This window comes from Pseudoclavibacter terrae, assembly GCF_008831075.1.
Lineage (GTDB): Bacteria > Actinomycetota > Actinomycetes > Actinomycetales > Microbacteriaceae > Pseudoclavibacter > Pseudoclavibacter terrae.
Genome location: NZ_WBJX01000001.1, coordinates 425,460 through 441,358, shown reverse-complemented (window position 1 = coordinate 441,358; position 15,899 = coordinate 425,460). Strand labels below are relative to the sequence as shown.

Genomic DNA, 15,899 nt, shown 5'->3' with positions numbered 1-15,899 from the left:
CAGGCCGCGCCCGCCCTCTCCTCCGGACCGGCCCGGGCCGTGTGGTCCGCGCCTAGGACAGCCAGATCAGGCTGACGATCACCCACACGACGAGCAGCGCGATCATCACGCCCGAGGCGAGCAGCGTCGAGATGGTGGCCGCACGATTGATCCGCTGAGCCCGCTCCACTCGTCCCACCAGGTCCAGGGACATCCGCTGTCCGCTGCGCAACCGCATCGCCGCGGCGACCCAGACCCCGACGACGAACAGCACCGCCACGCTCACCACGGCACCCGTGACCATCAGATCGATGGAAGACGGGAACGCCGCGACCACAGGCGGCTCCGCCGGCAGCGCGGTGGACAGCCGCAGCGCGCTCGCGTCGAACGCGGGCAGCTGGAACGGGTGGGAGCGCATAGGACCTGGCTTCGCGTCGGGGGCATGGGGCTGACCTGCTCAGATCACCCCGGCGACGGCTCCTGGCCCAGGGGTCCACATCGTGGACGCCCAGTCGGGGGATCGAGCCAGGAGCCGACGACGGGTGCCTCTAGTCTGTCGCCGCCCAGCAATTGCACCGTTCTCCTGGCGCAACGACGCTGGCACCGCTACCCTGGCGCGCGTTCCGGCGCTCCGGGATGCGCGGCTACGCCTCGTCGGCGTCTCGAGACGGGAGGTCGGACGTCGCCGGCCCCTCGATCCGCGTCCCATCAGGCGCGAAGCGGGACGCGTGCAGCGGGCAGTCCCACGAGCAGTCCTCGTCGTTCCAGCGCAGCACGCCGCCGAGGTGCGTGCAGACCGCCGACACCGAGCGGGTGACCCCGTCGACCGTGCTCACGGCCACCGGCACGCCGCCAGAACGACCGACGCTCCCCTCCCCTTCCGCCGGATGCGCCTCCGGCGTGGAGAGCTCCGCCCGCGCCCAGTCGCCGACCGCGGTCACGCCGACCTCCGCGCCGCGGGCGACCAGACCGCCAAGCTTCGAAGTGGTGACCCGCCGGTCGTAGAGCGTGTGCATCCATTCCGCTCGCTCGTCGAGGATCCGGCCACGCAGGTCGTGCGCTGCGGCGATGCCGTTCGAGAGCCCCCACTTGTTGTATCCGGTGGCGTAGAGGATGCGCGGATGGACCGGGTTGGCGACGCCGGAGGACGGTGCCGCGTCCGGCTCCTCGTAGTCCTGCGCCGACCAGCGGTACTTCTCGGGGGCCACCAGCCCGAACGTCTCCTGACCCCACTGGCTGAGGGCATCCACGCGCTCGCGGGAGGAGACGCTGGCGCCGACCTTGTGGCCTGCCCCGCCGACCACGAGGTGGTGTCGTCCCGCGGTGGTGTACTCGCGCAGCGAGATGGTCTCGCGGTCGAGGCCCAGGTACATGCCGGTGAGCAGCGGCATCCCGGTCTCGAAGCCGAGCGCGTAGGAGCGGTAGGCGGTGAGGGTCGTGAACTCGGCGCTGCGGTCGACGATGGGGAAGCCGGTCCCGATGATGACGTGCCCGCCGCGCACGGAGAGGTCGCGGCCGGCGCGGCTCGCGTGCACGTCGACATGCGTGCGGTGGTGGTCGACGCGCGTGACGCGCGTGTTGAGGGAGAGGTGCACGCCGAGCTCGGTGGCCCGTTCGACGAGCGCGAGGATCAGTTCGTACGGGTTGAGCTGCAGGCCGCCGTCGAGGGTGACGGCGTCGAGGATCTCGAACGGCAGCTCCGCGGCGACCTCGGTGCCCACGGGAAGGCGGAGCGCTTCCGCCGCCTCCCGCTGCTGCGCCACCTGCTTCACGCCCTGCTCCGTGCGCGAGAAGAGGATGGAGGTGCGCTCCTGCAGAGGCACCTGCCGCGCCGCGCAGAACGCCCTCGCCCAGTCGATGGCCGCGAGATTGCCCTGCACGTAGGCGGCCGCGACCTCATCACCCCGCTTGCTGCGCAGCGAGCTCAGCGTCTGGCCGTGCAGCAGCGAGAGCTTGCCCGTGCTGTTGACGGTCGCAGAAGCGCGCAGGTCGTGGGCTTCCAGCACGCCCACCCGCAAGCCCGACTCGGCGAGCAGCACGGCGCTCGTGAGCCCCGTGATCCCAGCGCCGACCACCAGCACGTCATAGGCGTCGCCGCCCACCGCCTCCGGTGCTCGGTCGTGTGCGGCGGTGTGCTGCCCGAGGGCGGCCCAGATTCCGTGACGGTCTGCAAGGGGCTTCGCTTCGCTCATGGCGCCAACGCTAGGAACCCAACCCGAGTTTCCCGTCAGTATTGACTCCGGGCGGATGAGGTCGGTGAGAACGAGCGCACGTCACCGTGTCAAGGGGAACGGACTTCCCAGGTGGCTTGTCTTCACTGGACACATGACATCAACATCCAAGACCCTACGGACTGCCCTCGCCGCCTCCGCGGCGCTCGCTGCTTCCCTCCTGCTGGCCGGTTGCGGTGGCGACGAGGTCGTGCAGAGCCCGATCTCCCCCGACACCGGGGTACCGACTTCGACGACCGAGGAGACCGCGGACGAGGACGACACGATGACGGTCTCCCCCGATCCCGAGGAGACGGAGTCGACCACCGACTCGCCGACACCGACCCCCTCGATGAGCGAGACGCCGACGCCGTAGCGGCGGGAGCGGCGCGAGCGCCGAACCCGGCCGCGGCTCTCAGGCGCTGCGGAACACCGTCACGAGCTCCCCGATACCGGCCACGCGAATGCGCACGGAGTCCCCGTCGGCGAGCGCACGATGCTCTTGCAGGGCATCCGGCAGCTTCTGCGGTGACCCGGTTGCGATGACGTCGCCCGGCTGGAGCGTGATGGACTGCGAGACGTATGACACGATCTCCGCGAACGGGAAGATGAGCGTCGACGTGCTCTGCGAGACGGTCGTCTTCCCGTCGCGGATGACCTCGACGAGCAGGTCTGCGGGGTCCGCGATCTCGTCGGCCGTCACGATCGCCGGCCCGATGGGCGCGAAGCCGTCGAAGCACTTGCCGAGCGTCCACTGACTCGTGCGGTTTTGCCAGTCGCGGGCAGACACGTCGTTGACCAGCGTGTAGCCGGCGACGTGGTCGAGGGCGTCCTCCGCGGAGACGGCGTGCGCCGTGCGCCCGATGACCACCCCGATCTCGCCCTCGTAGTCGACGTCGTCGCTCTGCGGCGGCAGGACGACGGCGTCGTCCGGCCCGAGCGTCGTGTTGGCGGTCTTCACGAACACGTCCGGATGCTCCGGGTCGGGCTGCCCTTCTCCGCCCGCGACCACGTGGCCGCGGTAGTTGTAGCCGATGCACAGCAGCACGCGCGGTGTGACCGGCGCGAGCAGGCGCTCGCCGTCGCGCGCGGGAAGGCTGGACGGGTCAGCCGCGTCGACGACGGCACGTGCATCCGCCAGCGCCCGCTCATCCGTGAGCAGCTCGAGCGTCGAGGCGACGACCCCGGACAGGTCGACCAGCCGGTCGCCGTCGCCCGAGGCGACGAGCGCTGCGGGCACGCTGACACCAGCGCGGTCCCAGGTGACGATCCTCATGCGCAGACTCCCTCGTTCATGCCGCCGCTCACCAGTAGCGCTTCCAGTCGGGGCGGGAGGCGCGGGTCAGCGCCTCGAGGTAGAAGTAGTCGCCCCAGAGGGTTCCCTCGTCGACGCCGACGAGCTTCGGCAGGTCATAGACGCCGTGCAGGAGGAGCGCGTCGGAGGACTCGGGCGGCTGCGGGGCGGCTTCGGCGATGAGCGCGTCGATCTGGGTGTGCGCCGCCTGCAGCGCGCGAGCGGAGCGCTCGGGGTCGGGCTCGACGGCGGCGAGCTCGAAGAACCCGCACGCGGCGATCGCGGCGGCCGAGCTGTCGCGGGGCGCGTCGCTGCCCTCGGTGTACACGAGGTCCCAGTAGGGGATGCCGTCGCTCGGCAGGTGGGCGAGGTAGTAGTCCGCGCACCGCCAGGCCGCCTCGAGCTGCCGCGGGTCGCCGACCGTCTGCGAGTTGAGCGCGAAGCCGTAGATGCCCCACGCCTCGCCGCGCGCCCAGCACGACTCGTCGAACGCACCCTGCTCGGTGCCGCCGCGCAGGGGCTCGCCGGTCTCCGCATCCCAGTAGAACGTGTGGAACGTGGAGTCGTCTGCGCGGAAGATCTGCGTGCGCAGCTGCTCCGTGTGACGGCGCACCGCGTCCGCATACCGGGGGTCGCCCGTCTGCTCGCCCACCCAGCTGAGCAGGGGCATGTTCATGAGGCTGTCGATGATGGCGCGCCCCCGCTGCGCGGGGTCGCTGAGGTCGCCCCAGGCCTGCAGGATGCCGGCCGGCTCGAGGAAGCGCGTCATGAGGCGCTCGCCTGCCTTGATGCCGGCCGTGCGCCAGCGCTCGTCGCCGGTCTGCTTCCACGCCGTGACGACGGAGAGCGAGTAGAGGAAGCCGAGGTCGTGCGTCTCGAGGTCCTCGTCTGCGTACAGGCGCCGCTCGAAGTCGGCGGCGTGCGCAAGCGCGGCCTCGTGGAAGTCGGCGTCGCCCGTGACGTCGCCGGCGAGCCACATCATGCCCGGCCAGAAGCTGGTGGTCCAGCCACGGTTCGCGCCTTCCGCGAAGAGGTCGGTCGCGGGGCGCAGCGGGTACTTGTTGTCGCTGGTCGTGTCGTCCGGGTAGGCGGCGCCGAACGCTTCGATGTTGCGTCGAACGGTGTCCGTGGCCGCTGCCAGCGCGTTCTCCACGGTCGTGGATGCGGGCGCGAAAGTCATGGGTGTTCCTTCGTGAGAGTTCGAGAGGTCGATCAGGCCGCGACGCGCGCGGGTGCCTGCTGCAGGGTGTAGCGTCCGCCAGCCCAGACGACGTAGAGGCAGGCGGCGGTGGTGATGCCGATGGCGATGGCCGGTGCCGCCGTGAGCACGGCGGCCTGGACGCCGACGATCGCGAACGATGCGAAGGTCAGCGGCCAGCGGCGCACGGCGAGGAAGAGGGATGCGCGCGCCAGGGTCGGCAGGCGCGTGTCCTCGGCCTGCGTGATGGCCACGAGCGTCACGGCTGCGGTCGCGAGCGTCAGGATCGTGACGACGACGAGCAGGGGCACGAGGAGGACGCCGATGCCCGTCGGGACGAGCACGAACACATCCACGAGCGCGACCGTGACGACGGCGGACGTGACCGCCGAGATCACGAGCGCCCGCTTCCAGGTGCGGCGCACCCCGCTGATGAACGCGCGGATCACGTCGGTGTCACCCTCCGCATTCGCACGGAAGGTCGCGAACGCACCCGCGATGCCCGGCCCCGTCAGCGCCGCGCTCGCCGCGAGCAGCGGCCACGACAGCGACGGGTCGGTGGTCACGAGCAGCACGAGGAACGGCAGGCTCATGACCGCGAGCATCAGGTTGACGGCGAGCGCCAGGTAGGTGACGTTGAACGCCGTCGCGTAGACGCCGTGCGAGATGCGCTTCATGGCCTAGCCCTTCATCCCGCTGGTCGCGATGCCCTCGACGAAGTACCGCTGGCCGAGGAGGAACACGATCGCGATGGGCAGCACCGAGATGGTGAGGCCAGCGAAGAGCACGCCGTAGTCGACGTCGTAGAGGCTCGAGACGAAGTTCTTGAGGCCCAGCTGCATGGTCCACAGGCTCGGGTCGCGCAGGTAGATGAGCGGTCCGAGGTAGTCGTTCCAGGTGTTCACGAACGTCAGCAGGGAGAGGCTCGCGATGGCCGGGATCGACAGCGGCAGCATGATGCGCCGCCAGATGCCGTACTCGCTGAGCCCGTCGAGGCGGGCCGCCTCGGAGAGCTCCATGGGGATGGTCTCGTAGAACTGCTTCATGAGGAACACACCGAAGGCGCCGAACGCCTGCAGCAGGATGATCGCCCAGAGGGTGTTCGAGAGGTTCGCGTTCGACAGCAGGATGAACTGCGGGATCATGTACGACTGCCACGGCACGGCGATCGTGCCGACGTACAGGAGGAACAGCACGTCGCGGCCGGGGAACTTGATTCGTGAGAAGCCGTAGGCGGCGAACGAGCCCGTGAGCACCTGCAGGGCCGTGACGGTGACGGACAGGATCATCGTGTTGCCGATCCACGTCATGATGTCCGACTTGGTCCAGATGTCGACGTAGTTCTGCCACACGAAGACCTCGGGGATCCACTGGACCGGCACCGAGAAGACCGCGTTGGCCTCCTTGAGCGAGCTCATGATCATCCAGAAGAACGGTGTGAGCATCGCGGCCGCGGCGACGATGAGGATGACGTAGAGCAGCGCGCGAGCGAGCTTGTGCTCTTTCTTGCCGGCGGGCTTCGCGGGCTCGACGTGGTCGGTCGAGAGGGGGGTCGTGGTCTCCTCGGGGAGGACGACTGCCATGGTCTGGGACATCAGCTGTCCTTCCGCTTGTTCCACATGAACTGGATGATCGTGACGACGATGCAGAGCAGGAACAGCACGACGGAGGCCGCTGACGCGTATCCGAACTCGTTCTCCTCGAAGCCCTTGCGGTAGATGAACTGGGAGATGACGGTCGTCGACTGGCCCGGCCCGCCCTCGGTGAGCACGAGGATGAGGTCGAAGATCTTCAGCGAGTTGATCGTCAGCATGACGGTGACGAAGAACATCGTCGGGCGCAGGCAGGGAAGCGTCACGTTCCAGAAGCGCTGCCAGGCGTTCGCGCCGTCGACGCGGGCCGCCTCGTGCAGCTCGGGCGGCACCGTCTGCAGCGCGGCGAGGAAGAGCACCATGTAGTAGCCCATGTCGCGCCACGTGCTGATGATGACCACTGCGGGCATCGCCCACTCCGTGGAGGTGAGCCAGCCTGGCGGGTTGTCGATGCCGATGAGGCGCAGGCCCTCGTTGATGGGGCCGAAGTCCGGGCTGAAGAGCAGGTTCCAGACGAGCGCGATCGCGACGATCGACGTGATGTAGGGGAAGAACGCGGCGGTGCGGAAGAACGCGACGCCGCGGAGCTTGTTGTTGAGCAGCAGCGCGAGCCCGAGCGACACGACGATCGTGAGCGGGATGTGCAGCACCGAGTAGTAGATGGTGTTGCCGAACGCGACCTGGAAGCTGCCGTCGCCCATGAGGCGGGTGAAGTTGTCGAAGCCGACGAACGTGGACGTGCCGAAGATGTTCCAGTTCGAGAGAGACATGTAGAACAGCACGATGACGGGCACGAGCGTCAGCGTGGCGAACCCGAGGAAGTTCGGGAGGATGAAGCTCCAGCCGACGAGCGTCCGCTTCAGCCGTGAGCGGTTGCGCAGCTTGCGCGCCTCGGGCGACAGGCCCTCGGGCGCGGCCTTGGGCTGCGCCGGTTCCGTTGTGGTGGTCATGATTCTCCTGGAGAGAGGTGCCGGTCGGCCGGTGAGAGAGCACCGGCCGACCGACGAGAGGGGTTAGTCGAGGCCGACTTCGTTGGCGACTCGGGTCTCGGCTTCCGTGATGGAGTCCTTGACCGACTTGGAGCCGGAGAGGATCGAGGAGTGCATGTCGTTCAGGATGTTCTGGACGGCCGCGGTCTTCGAGTTGGTCGGGCTCTCGGGGAGCGTCTCGTGCGTCTGCACGGCGAACGAGGAGAGCTCGTCCTGCGGGGCGCCCTCGACGCCGAAGTACGCCTCGACGACGGGGTCGCTCAGGAGCGCCGGGGTGATGCCGATGCCGGCGAGCTTCGTGGCTGCCTCTTCGCTTGCTGCGTAGGCGAGGAAGTCCTTGGCGGCCTGCGTCTTGCCCTCGTCGATGTTGGCGTTGATGCCGAAGCCGGCAGGGTCACCGAAGGTGATGGGCGTGTTCTCGAGACCGGCGGTGGATGCATCCATCTGCGGCACGGGTGCGATGCCCCACTCGAAGTCGTCGGCCTCGCCGGCCGCCTGCTGCGAGATGAGCGTCGCCACGAACCACGAGCCCATGGGGATCATCGCGGCCTTCTGCTTGCCGAACTCGCCCTGGTAGGTGAGCTTGTTGGCCGTGACCGTGTTGAAGGAGGCCTGCGCGCCGTCGTCCTGCAGCTTGAGCGAGTTGTCGTAGTACTTCTCGAAGTAGTCGTACTCGCCGCTGAAGATGTCGCCGTCAGCCTGTGCGTTGGCGAAGCCCTGGACGGTCGACTGCCAGCTGTGCTGGTGCGCGCCCTTGGCGGTCGAGCCCGCTGCGGTGAGGTTCTGCGTCAGGAGGTCGGCGTTCTCGACGTAGTCGTCCCAGGTCCAGCTGCCGTCCGGGTAGGCGACGCCTGCCTGGTCGAAGAGGGCCTTGTTGTAGTAGAGCACCCACGAGTCCTGGCGGTACGGGGTCGCCCACGTGGTGCCGTCGATCTCGTACGATGCGGCGCCGCTGATGCCCTCAGGCAGCTCGATGTCGGACACGTCGAGCAGCTGTCCGCCTTCCTGGAAGGTGGTGACGAACTTCGTCTCCTTCTGCGTGATGATGTCGGGGCCCGAACCGGCCGCGAGGTCAGCCGTGATGAGCGTGTTGTACTCGGCGGGGTCGTAGTCGATGACCTCGACGGTCACGTCGGGGTACTTCTCCGTGAAGCCGTCCGCCAGCAGCTGGAACTCGGGTGTGGATGCGACGCTCCAGCCCGACACCGACAGCGTGATGGGGCCGTCTGGGTCGACGCTCCCGCCACCGCTGCATCCGGTGAGGGCCAGTGCGGCGGCGGCGAGGCCCGCAGTGGCGATCATGGTGCGCTTCTTCATGGTGCTGCTCCTTTGCTGCAATGAACGGGATCCGCTTCGGACCCCTGAAAACCGACGCCCGGGCTACGAGAGGCGGTAGTTGGTGAGGTCGACGGTGCTATGCGCACCGTCTGACCAGGTGATGGCGGCGAGCTCGTGCGTGAGCTCGACGCCGGTGGTGAGGCTCGGGGTGTGGTCGGCGCCCGCCAGCGTGAGGTGGGCGGCGGCCCAGGTGCCGGTTTCGACTGGGGCGTCGAGCACGGGCACCGCGGTGGAGGCGCCGAGCGGGCTCGCGTCCGTCCGGGTGACCGTCCGTGCCGTGGTGCCGTCCGTCAGGCCGCGGAGTGCGCTCGTGATCTGCGCATCCTGTCGGCTCGTGACGGGCCAGCCACCCCAGCGCAGCATCCAGTCGTTCTCGTCGACGCCCTCGGCGAGGTCGGTGACGCGGGCGAGGCGCACCTCTTCGGCGCCGCGCACCACCGAGACGACGGTGAGGCGGGCGACGACCGTCGCCTCGCCGTCGAGGCCGGAGCCGTGGCGCTGCTGCTTCGCGTTCGGAACCAGCGTGTGGGCGAGCCAGGTGGATGCGGCCACACCGGCGTCACCGTCGGTGGTCGTCGCGAGGAGCTCCATCGCGGCGCGATGCGTGGCGGTCTCGGTGCCTGCGGTGGCGTCCTTGCCCGTGGTGGCGCTCTCGACGAGCGCGACCGACTGCTCGAGGGGTTCGTGCCAGGCGGCGTCGTCGAGCAGCGGGCTGGTCGCGCTCGAGTAGGCGATGCGGGCGTAGAGGGGCGAGTCGCCGACGAGGGCGTCCGGCTTCGCATGGTCCGTGCCGTGGTTGGCGATGCGCACGATCCCATCGCTCTTCGTGCCGGTCACGACCCAGCCGGGGGCGGTGATCGTGCGCACGAAGTCGCCCCGCTCGACGGGAAGCGGCTCGGCCTCGGCGGCCCAGACGGGGTGATCGGCGGGGAGGAGGACGCCGAGCAGACCCTTCGAGGCCCAGTACGGGGAAGCAGGGCCGGAGTAGGCCTGCGCCAGCTGGCGCCACTCGCCGAGCCAGCCCATCGTGAGGAGGCCGCGCTCATCCGGCACTCCGCGCTCGGCGAAGTGCGAGACGACCTTCTCCGCCGCGTGGCGGAGCGCGCCGAGCGAGACCGAGGGAACCTCCGCGAGCGCGCCCACCCAGAACGGGGCCGCGGCAGCGAAGCGGTAGATGAGGCTGCGTCCCTGCAGGAGCGGCGAGCCGTCACCCCCGATGAGGTGCACGGCGTCCTGCAGGAAGCGGTCGAGAGCGGCGACATCGCCGGCGAGGCGATCGCCCGCGAGCTCACCGGCCCCGCGCATCCGCGACCAGAGGACCGGGTAGATGTGCAGCGCCCAGCCGACGTAGTGGTCGTAGGAGCGCTCCTCCCCGTCGGAGAGCCAGCCGTCGGCGCGCACGAACGAGTCGTGCAGGGCGAGGTCGGCGGCGACGTCATCCGGCGACCAGGGGCCGCCGACGGAGCGGAGGAAGGTCTGCACGACGAGGCGGAACCAGAGCCAGTTCGTGCGCGGGTAGGTGTCGTCGCCGACGGCCGGGGCGAAGTAGCCGATGACGCGGTGCTGCGTGAGCTCGTCGAGCGCATCCCAGATCCAGGGGCGGGTGAGATCGAGGATGAGGGCGAGCGACGCCGCCTCGACCTTGGCCTGCGGGTGCTCCTCGAGGCGGACCCAGCGGTCGGCCGCGTCCGGGTCGACGCCCGTGCGGATGCCCTCGGAGAAGAAGGAGATGAGCTCGTCGACGCCCTGGCCCCGCTCCCCCGCGATGCGGAAGCCGGCGAGCAGGAACGTGCGGGCGAAGCCCTCGAGGCCGTCGATGTCGTGGCCGTAGCCGCCTTCCGCGCCAGGAGGGGTGATGCGCCCCTTGCCGGGTGACGCCCAGGCCATGGCGCCCGCGAGGAGGCGGTCGGCGTAGCCGGTCCAGTCGTCGCGGGTCCATGCTCGCTGCGACGCTGGCGGCGCCGCAGCGGCGGGCGCTTCAGGCGTGAATGCAGTGGACACGGATTCTCCTTTGAATTGCCGTCCGGGGGTTCGAGTGGTCGCCCCGGGGTGGTGACGTTTCGAAAGAGTAGCAATCAATCTCGATCACAACAATGCGGTTATGATCGTGCATGATCGTTTACGATCGATTCGTGTGGCACCACCATCACCGCAGCAGCGGCGAGCACCACCCCCGAGAAGTAGGTCGACGATGACAGACACCACGGACATTCCCGTGCAGAGCGGCACCGCGTTCCGTGGCCCCCTCACGCGCGCCCTCGACGAGCAGCTCGACGGCCGGAGCCTTGACGAGGTCATCGCCGATCCCGACCACGCGCTCCCCGTGCCACCCGCATCCACCTGGCACGCCGGGCTGCCAGACGCGCGCACCCTCGCGGACATGACCGAACGCGCCACCGCCGAACAGGGCACGCCATGGCCACAACCACGGGCGAGCGACGCCGCCAGGTACCACGGCGATGGCAATCGCATCGCCTGGGAGACACCCGCCTTCTCGCGCCAGGAACGCCTGACCCGCACCGTGGTCGCCGCTGCGGCCGCCGTCTCAGCCCCGCCCGTCGTGGCCGATCCTGGCACTGACCCGGGCGCGACCACCCCAGCCGCGGATGCCCCGGAATCGCGGCGTGCGGACACCAGCGGCTCCGCGACGCTGCTCGCCGAGGTCGTCGACGGCGTCATCCTGCTCTGCGAGCAGAGCTCCTGGTGCTGGCCGGCCCACGACGACACGCTCGCCCGACACGGCTCGGTGCTCGCAACTGTCACCGACCCCTACCTCGACCTCGGCGCCGGCGAAGTCGTCGGCCAGCTCGCCTGGATCGACCAGCTGCTCGGCGACCAGCTCGACCTGCACTACCCGGGCGTGCGGGCGCGCATCCGCCACGAAGCTCGCGAGCGCGTCTTCGAGCCGTTCGAGCGGCGCCGCGACTGGCACTGGCTCGGCCTCGACGGGGACGCACACAACTGGAACCCCTGGATCCACGGCAACGTGCTCGTCGCCGCCCTCCGACTGCTCGACGCTCCGAGCGAGGCCGCCCAACGCGCGCGCATCCTGGAACTCGTCGTCGAAGGGCTCGACCGCTACGTCGCCGTGCTCCCAGACGACGGCGCCATCGACGAGGGCTACGCCTACTGGTGGAACGGCGCCTGCCGCCTCCTCGAAGCACTCGACCTGCTCACCTACGCGACCGGCGGCGCCTTCGACCCCGTGCCGAGCATCCGCTCGCTGCGCGAGACCGTCGCCTTCCCGCACCGCATGCACCTCGGCGACGGGTGGTTCGTGAACGCCGCCGACGGGCAGGCGAAGCCCAGCAGCGACCAGCCGTGGCACTCCCTCTACCGGGCGGCCGTGCGCGCCGGAGACACTGACGCGCAGGCGTTCGCGGCCTCCCACCGACGCCCATCGGAGCCCGCGGTCGTCGAGGCCGAGGGGCTCGGGCGAGTGCTGCGTGGACTCACCGACGCAGCCTGGCTGCAGCTGAGCCCACCCGCTCCCCCGGCCCCCGCATCCACCTGGCTCCCCTCCACGCAGATGCTCGTCGCCCGCGAGCGCGAGGGCTCGACTTCGGGCTTGTCAGTTGCAGTCAAAGGCGGCCACAACGACGAGAACCACAACCACAACGACATCGGCAGCTTCCTCGTCGCCTCCGACGGCGTGCCGGTCATCGTCGACGCCGGGCGCCCCAGCTACGACGCCCGCACCTTCAGCGACCGCCGCTACGAGCTGTGGCCCATGCAGAGCGAATGGCACAACGTGCCGCTCATCGCCGGCCGCGGGCAGCCGACGGGGCGCGAGTACGCGGCGGACGTCGTCAGCGTGCAGACGGGAGCCGGGCCCAGGCTCGAACTCGAGTTGGCCGGCGCCTACGACGTCGATGGGCTCGAGTCGTGGCGCCGCGAGGTGGTCCTCGACCGCGAGCGCGCCGAGGTGCGCATCCACGACGCGTGGCGCTGGGCGTCCGCCGATGCCGCGGGCGCTGGCGCACCCGCACCCGCCCCCGCGACCGCGAGCCCCACAGAGTTGTGGCCTAGCGCAGCTGCGAGCGCCGGCAACGGCACTTCGCCACAACTCCCTCCCGCCGCCTCCGCACTCCGGACCGTGAGCTCCGCACAGTTGTGGCCAAGTGCGGTCCGCGAGGAGCTGAACAGCACCTCGCCACAACTTTCCGCATCTGACGCCGCGGCGGACGCGGACGACGCGGCGGACGCGGACGACTCGCCGGACTCGGCCGACTCGACGGACTCCTCTGCCGCACACGCCCCGGCGCAGCTGCGGATGCTGCTCGCCGGCGACGTGGCCCTCACCCCTGACAGTCAGGGTGACGACAGCGCCATCATCACCCCTCTGGGTGGCGCCCCGCGGGTCCACGTCACCTGGACTGGCACCGCCTCCGCGACCCTCACGCCGATCGAGCTCGACGACCCGATGCTCGCTGACGTGTGGGGCCCTAGACTCGTGCGACTCGACCTCGACGTCGCCGACCGGTCAACGATGACCGTCACCGTGCGCCAGGAGCACTCGACACCGCCCTTCGGGGGCATGAACGCTGTGGGGGACGCAGAATGATGGAACAGGGATCACGGCTCGCCGCTGAACGGCGCGACCTCATCCTCGAACGGCTGCTCGCGTCCGGTGCGGTGCGGGTCGCCGAGCTGACCGACGAGCTCGAGGTCACCCCGGTGACGCTGCGCCGCGATCTGCAGCAGCTCGAGTCGGACGGCCTGCTGGTGCGCGTGCACGGCGGCGCGGTGCTCCCGCCCGATGGCGCCCCGGCCCTGCAGTCGCGTCAGGCGACGAACGGCGCGCAGCACACCATCGGCGTGCTGGTGCCGTCGCTCGACTTCTACTGGCCGCGTGTGATCCGCGGCATGGAGCAGGCGGCGCGCGAGCAGGGCGCGAAGCTGCTGCTGCGGGGCACCTCCTACGAGATGCAGGATGAGCGGCCCGTGCTCGAGCGGATGGTCGAGCACGAGGGCGTCACCGGTCTCGTCGTCGCCCCCAACACCGACACCGACCATGCCCGCGAGGTCATGGAGTGGCTGCACGAGTCCGGGCTGCCGTTCGTGCTCGCCGAGCGTGATGCCGTCGTCGGCCCAGACCGGACGCCGGCGGAGTCGGTCACCACCGACCACGCCCTGGGCGCCGTCCTCGCGGCCCGTCACCTCGCGCAGCTCGGGCACCGCAAGGTGGGTCTCTTCATCTCGCGGAATTCGCCGACGTCGCGCAAGATCATCGCCGGCTGGTCGGCCGCCTGCCGCGAGCTGGGCCTCACGCCGGGTGAGCACGTCGAGCGCATCCTGCCCGACCGCCGCGACCCCCGTTTCTCGGGTGCCGTGGATGCGGTGCTCGACGCGGTCCTCGAGGCCGGGGTCACCGCCCTGCTCGTGCACTCCGACCGGGAGGCGATGGCGATCATCGACGTTGCCCTCGCGCGGGGGCTCAGTGTGCCGGACGACCTCTCGGTCGTGGCGTACGACGACGAGGTCGCCGACCTGTTCACACCCGCGCTGACCGCCGTGACCCCGCCGCGATCGTCGCTGGGGCGGGCCGCCGTCGAGACGCTCCTCGCACGCATCGCCGACCCGTCGAGGCCCGTGCACCGCACCGTGCTCAGCCCGAGCTTCAACTCGCGACTCTCGACGGCGCCGCCCCGAGCCGTCTGAGCGGAGCGGCGCGGGTCCGCATCCGCATCCGCTCGAAAGGGTTCTCCCAGGTTTCCTTTGCGGAAGTCTGTCTACTATCTCCCGAAGCAAGGGGAGTACTCCCGTCTGCGGTGTGCCCGTCAATACGAGCGTGATTCCACGTTCCGGGGCGCCGGCTCCACCAGCATCACCCCCACGAGGTGCTGGTCGGGCGGAGGAGACCTTGGTGTCGCTGTCGAACACCGAACCCCCTTTGGAGTACCCCCATGCAGGTGACCACCACCGTCTGGCTGATCACGATCGCCGTGACGATCGGCTTCTTCGTCTACGAGTTCTTCGCCCACGTGCGGACACCGCACGAGCCGACCATCCGCGAATCCGCGCGCTGGTCCGCCTTCTACATCGGCCTCGCGCTGCTCTTCGGCGTCGGCATCGGCTTCGTCACCGATTGGCGCTACGGCGGCGAGTACTTCGCCGGCTACCTGACCGAGAAGGCGCTGTCGCTCGACAACCTCTTCCTGTTCCTCATCATCATGACCGGCTTCGCGGTGCCGAAGATCTACCAGCAGAAGGTGCTGATGATCGGCATCGTCATCGCCCTCATCATGCGCGGCGGCTTCATCGCCGTCGGCGCGGCCCTCATCGAGAACTTCTCCTGGGTCTTCTACCTGTTCGGCGCGCTGCTGTTCGTGCTCGCCTACCAGCAGATCAAGGGCGACCACGGCGACCCCTCGAACAACGCGTTCATGCGCTTCGTGCGCCGCATCCTGCCCGTCACCGACGAGTACCACGGCGACAAGCTGACCGTGAAGAAGGACGGCAAGCGCTGGGTCACGCCGATGCTGCTCACGATCGTCGCGATCGGCTTCATCGACCTCGTCTTCGCCCTCGACTCGATCCCCGCCATCTACGGCCTCACGAACGAGGCGTACATCGTGTTCACCGCGAACGCCTTCGCCCTCATGGGCCTGCGCCAGCTGTTCTTCCTCATCGGCGGACTCCTCGAGCGCCTCGTCTACCTCAGCCAGGGCCTCGCCGTGATCCTCGGCTTCATCGCCGTGAAGCTCGTCTTCCACGCCCTGCACGTCAACGAGGTGCCGTTCATCAACGGCGGCGAGCCGCTGCTGTGGGTGCCCGAGATCCCGATCTGGTTCTCGCTCACGTTCATCGGCGCCACCATCGCCGTCGCGACGATCGCGAGCCTCCTCAAGACACGCGGCGACCGCAGCAAGTCCGAGCGCTCCACGGTGCAGGGCGAGCCCATCGAGACGGCGGCTGACGCGGCGGAGGCGCGGGATGCGACGGATGCGCGGGATGCGCGCACGAGCGCCAGCCCGACCTCGGGCCACGTGTCCAGCTCGTCCTCGCGCGACGCGACCCGCACCGGAGGGCGATCCAACGACGCCTAGCGGCAAACGCCGCCCAGGCGGAACACGGCGGCGGAAGACGGCGGCTGAACGCGGCGGCTGAGGAACCCGCCCAGGCGGAAACGCGGCCTGATGTCGATCGCTGCCAGCCAAATGGCCCCTAGCGTCGCTCAGCCGTCGCCTCAGCGGTCGTCATTGCCAGCCAACTGGGGCTTAAGCCCCGCTCAGCCGTCGTCACTGCCAGGCAAATGGCCCTTCTGGACTTCCCAGAAGGGCCATTTGACTGGCAGCG

Annotated in this window: 13 protein-coding genes; 4 read left to right on the top strand and 9 right to left on the bottom strand. The window is 69.6% G+C overall.

Annotated features, from left to right (window positions below):
* Window positions 1-52: 52 nt before the first annotated feature.
* Window positions 53-397 carry a hypothetical protein gene (locus F8O03_RS02075; RefSeq protein ID WP_151422169.1) on the bottom strand — a complete coding sequence of 115 codons (345 nt, stop codon included), beginning with the start codon at window positions 395-397 and terminating at the stop codon, window positions 53-55.
* A 226-nt stretch (window positions 398-623) separates the two neighbouring features.
* Window positions 624-2,171, bottom strand: a complete 1,548-nt coding sequence (locus F8O03_RS02070; protein WP_151422168.1) for an FAD-dependent oxidoreductase — start codon at window positions 2,169-2,171, stop codon at window positions 624-626.
* A 133-nt stretch (window positions 2,172-2,304) separates the two neighbouring features.
* Between F8O03_RS02070 and F8O03_RS02065 the strand changes: the two genes are divergently transcribed.
* The gene (locus F8O03_RS02065) at window positions 2,305-2,565 is read left to right on the top strand and encodes a hypothetical protein (protein ID WP_151422167.1); all 261 of its coding nucleotides are present in this window, start codon (window positions 2,305-2,307) and stop codon (window positions 2,563-2,565) included.
* A 39-nt stretch (window positions 2,566-2,604) separates the two neighbouring features.
* Here the strand turns inward: F8O03_RS02065 and F8O03_RS02060 are convergent, their stop codons facing one another.
* From F8O03_RS02060 to F8O03_RS02030, 7 genes are all read right to left on the bottom strand, one after another.
* On the bottom strand, window positions 2,605-3,465 hold the full coding sequence (locus tag F8O03_RS02060; RefSeq protein ID WP_151422166.1) for a fumarylacetoacetate hydrolase family protein: 861 nt from the start codon (window positions 3,463-3,465) through the stop codon (window positions 2,605-2,607).
* Window positions 3,466-3,493: 28 nt separating this feature from the next.
* Window positions 3,494-4,663 (bottom strand): glycoside hydrolase family 88 protein, encoded by a 1,170-nt coding sequence (locus F8O03_RS02055; RefSeq protein WP_151422165.1) that lies wholly within the window; start codon window positions 4,661-4,663, stop codon window positions 3,494-3,496.
* Window positions 4,664-4,695: 32 nt separating this feature from the next.
* Window positions 4,696-5,358: a ferredoxin-NADPH reductase gene (locus F8O03_RS02050; protein ID WP_151422164.1), complete on the bottom strand. Its 663-nt coding sequence runs from the start codon at window positions 5,356-5,358 to the stop codon at window positions 4,696-4,698.
* 3 nt (window positions 5,359-5,361) lie between these two features.
* Window positions 5,362-6,276, bottom strand: coding sequence for a carbohydrate ABC transporter permease (locus tag F8O03_RS02045; RefSeq protein ID WP_208851778.1), 915 nt, complete (start codon window positions 6,274-6,276; stop codon window positions 5,362-5,364).
* On the bottom strand, window positions 6,276-7,223 hold the full coding sequence (locus F8O03_RS02040; RefSeq protein ID WP_151422163.1) for a carbohydrate ABC transporter permease: 948 nt from the start codon (window positions 7,221-7,223) through the stop codon (window positions 6,276-6,278). The genes F8O03_RS02045 and F8O03_RS02040 overlap by 1 nt, the downstream gene beginning before the upstream one ends.
* Window positions 7,224-7,286: 63 nt before the next feature.
* Complete coding sequence (locus tag F8O03_RS02035) at window positions 7,287-8,579, bottom strand: ABC transporter substrate-binding protein (protein ID WP_151422162.1); 1,293 nt, start codon at window positions 8,577-8,579, stop codon at window positions 7,287-7,289.
* A 63-nt stretch (window positions 8,580-8,642) separates the two neighbouring features.
* Window positions 8,643-10,601 (bottom strand): DUF2264 domain-containing protein, encoded by a 1,959-nt coding sequence (locus F8O03_RS02030; protein ID WP_151422161.1) that lies wholly within the window; start codon window positions 10,599-10,601, stop codon window positions 8,643-8,645.
* A 190-nt stretch (window positions 10,602-10,791) separates the two neighbouring features.
* Here F8O03_RS02030 and F8O03_RS02025 point away from each other — a divergent pair, with 190 nt between their 5' ends.
* The 3 genes from F8O03_RS02025 (at window position 10,792) to F8O03_RS02015 (ending at window position 15,649) form a co-directional block, all read left to right on the top strand.
* Window positions 10,792-13,164: a heparinase II/III domain-containing protein gene (locus tag F8O03_RS02025; RefSeq protein WP_151422160.1), complete on the top strand. Its 2,373-nt coding sequence runs from the start codon at window positions 10,792-10,794 to the stop codon at window positions 13,162-13,164.
* A complete protein-coding gene (locus tag F8O03_RS02020) occupies window positions 13,161-14,261 on the top strand; it encodes a substrate-binding domain-containing protein (protein ID WP_151422159.1) in 1,101 nt (366 codons plus the stop codon). Before F8O03_RS02025 ends, F8O03_RS02020 begins: the two co-directional genes overlap by 4 nt.
* A gap of 245 nt (window positions 14,262-14,506) precedes the next feature.
* Window positions 14,507-15,649 (top strand): TerC family protein, encoded by a 1,143-nt coding sequence (locus tag F8O03_RS02015; protein WP_151422158.1) that lies wholly within the window; start codon window positions 14,507-14,509, stop codon window positions 15,647-15,649.
* The last annotated feature ends 250 nt before the right edge of the window (window positions 15,650-15,899 follow it).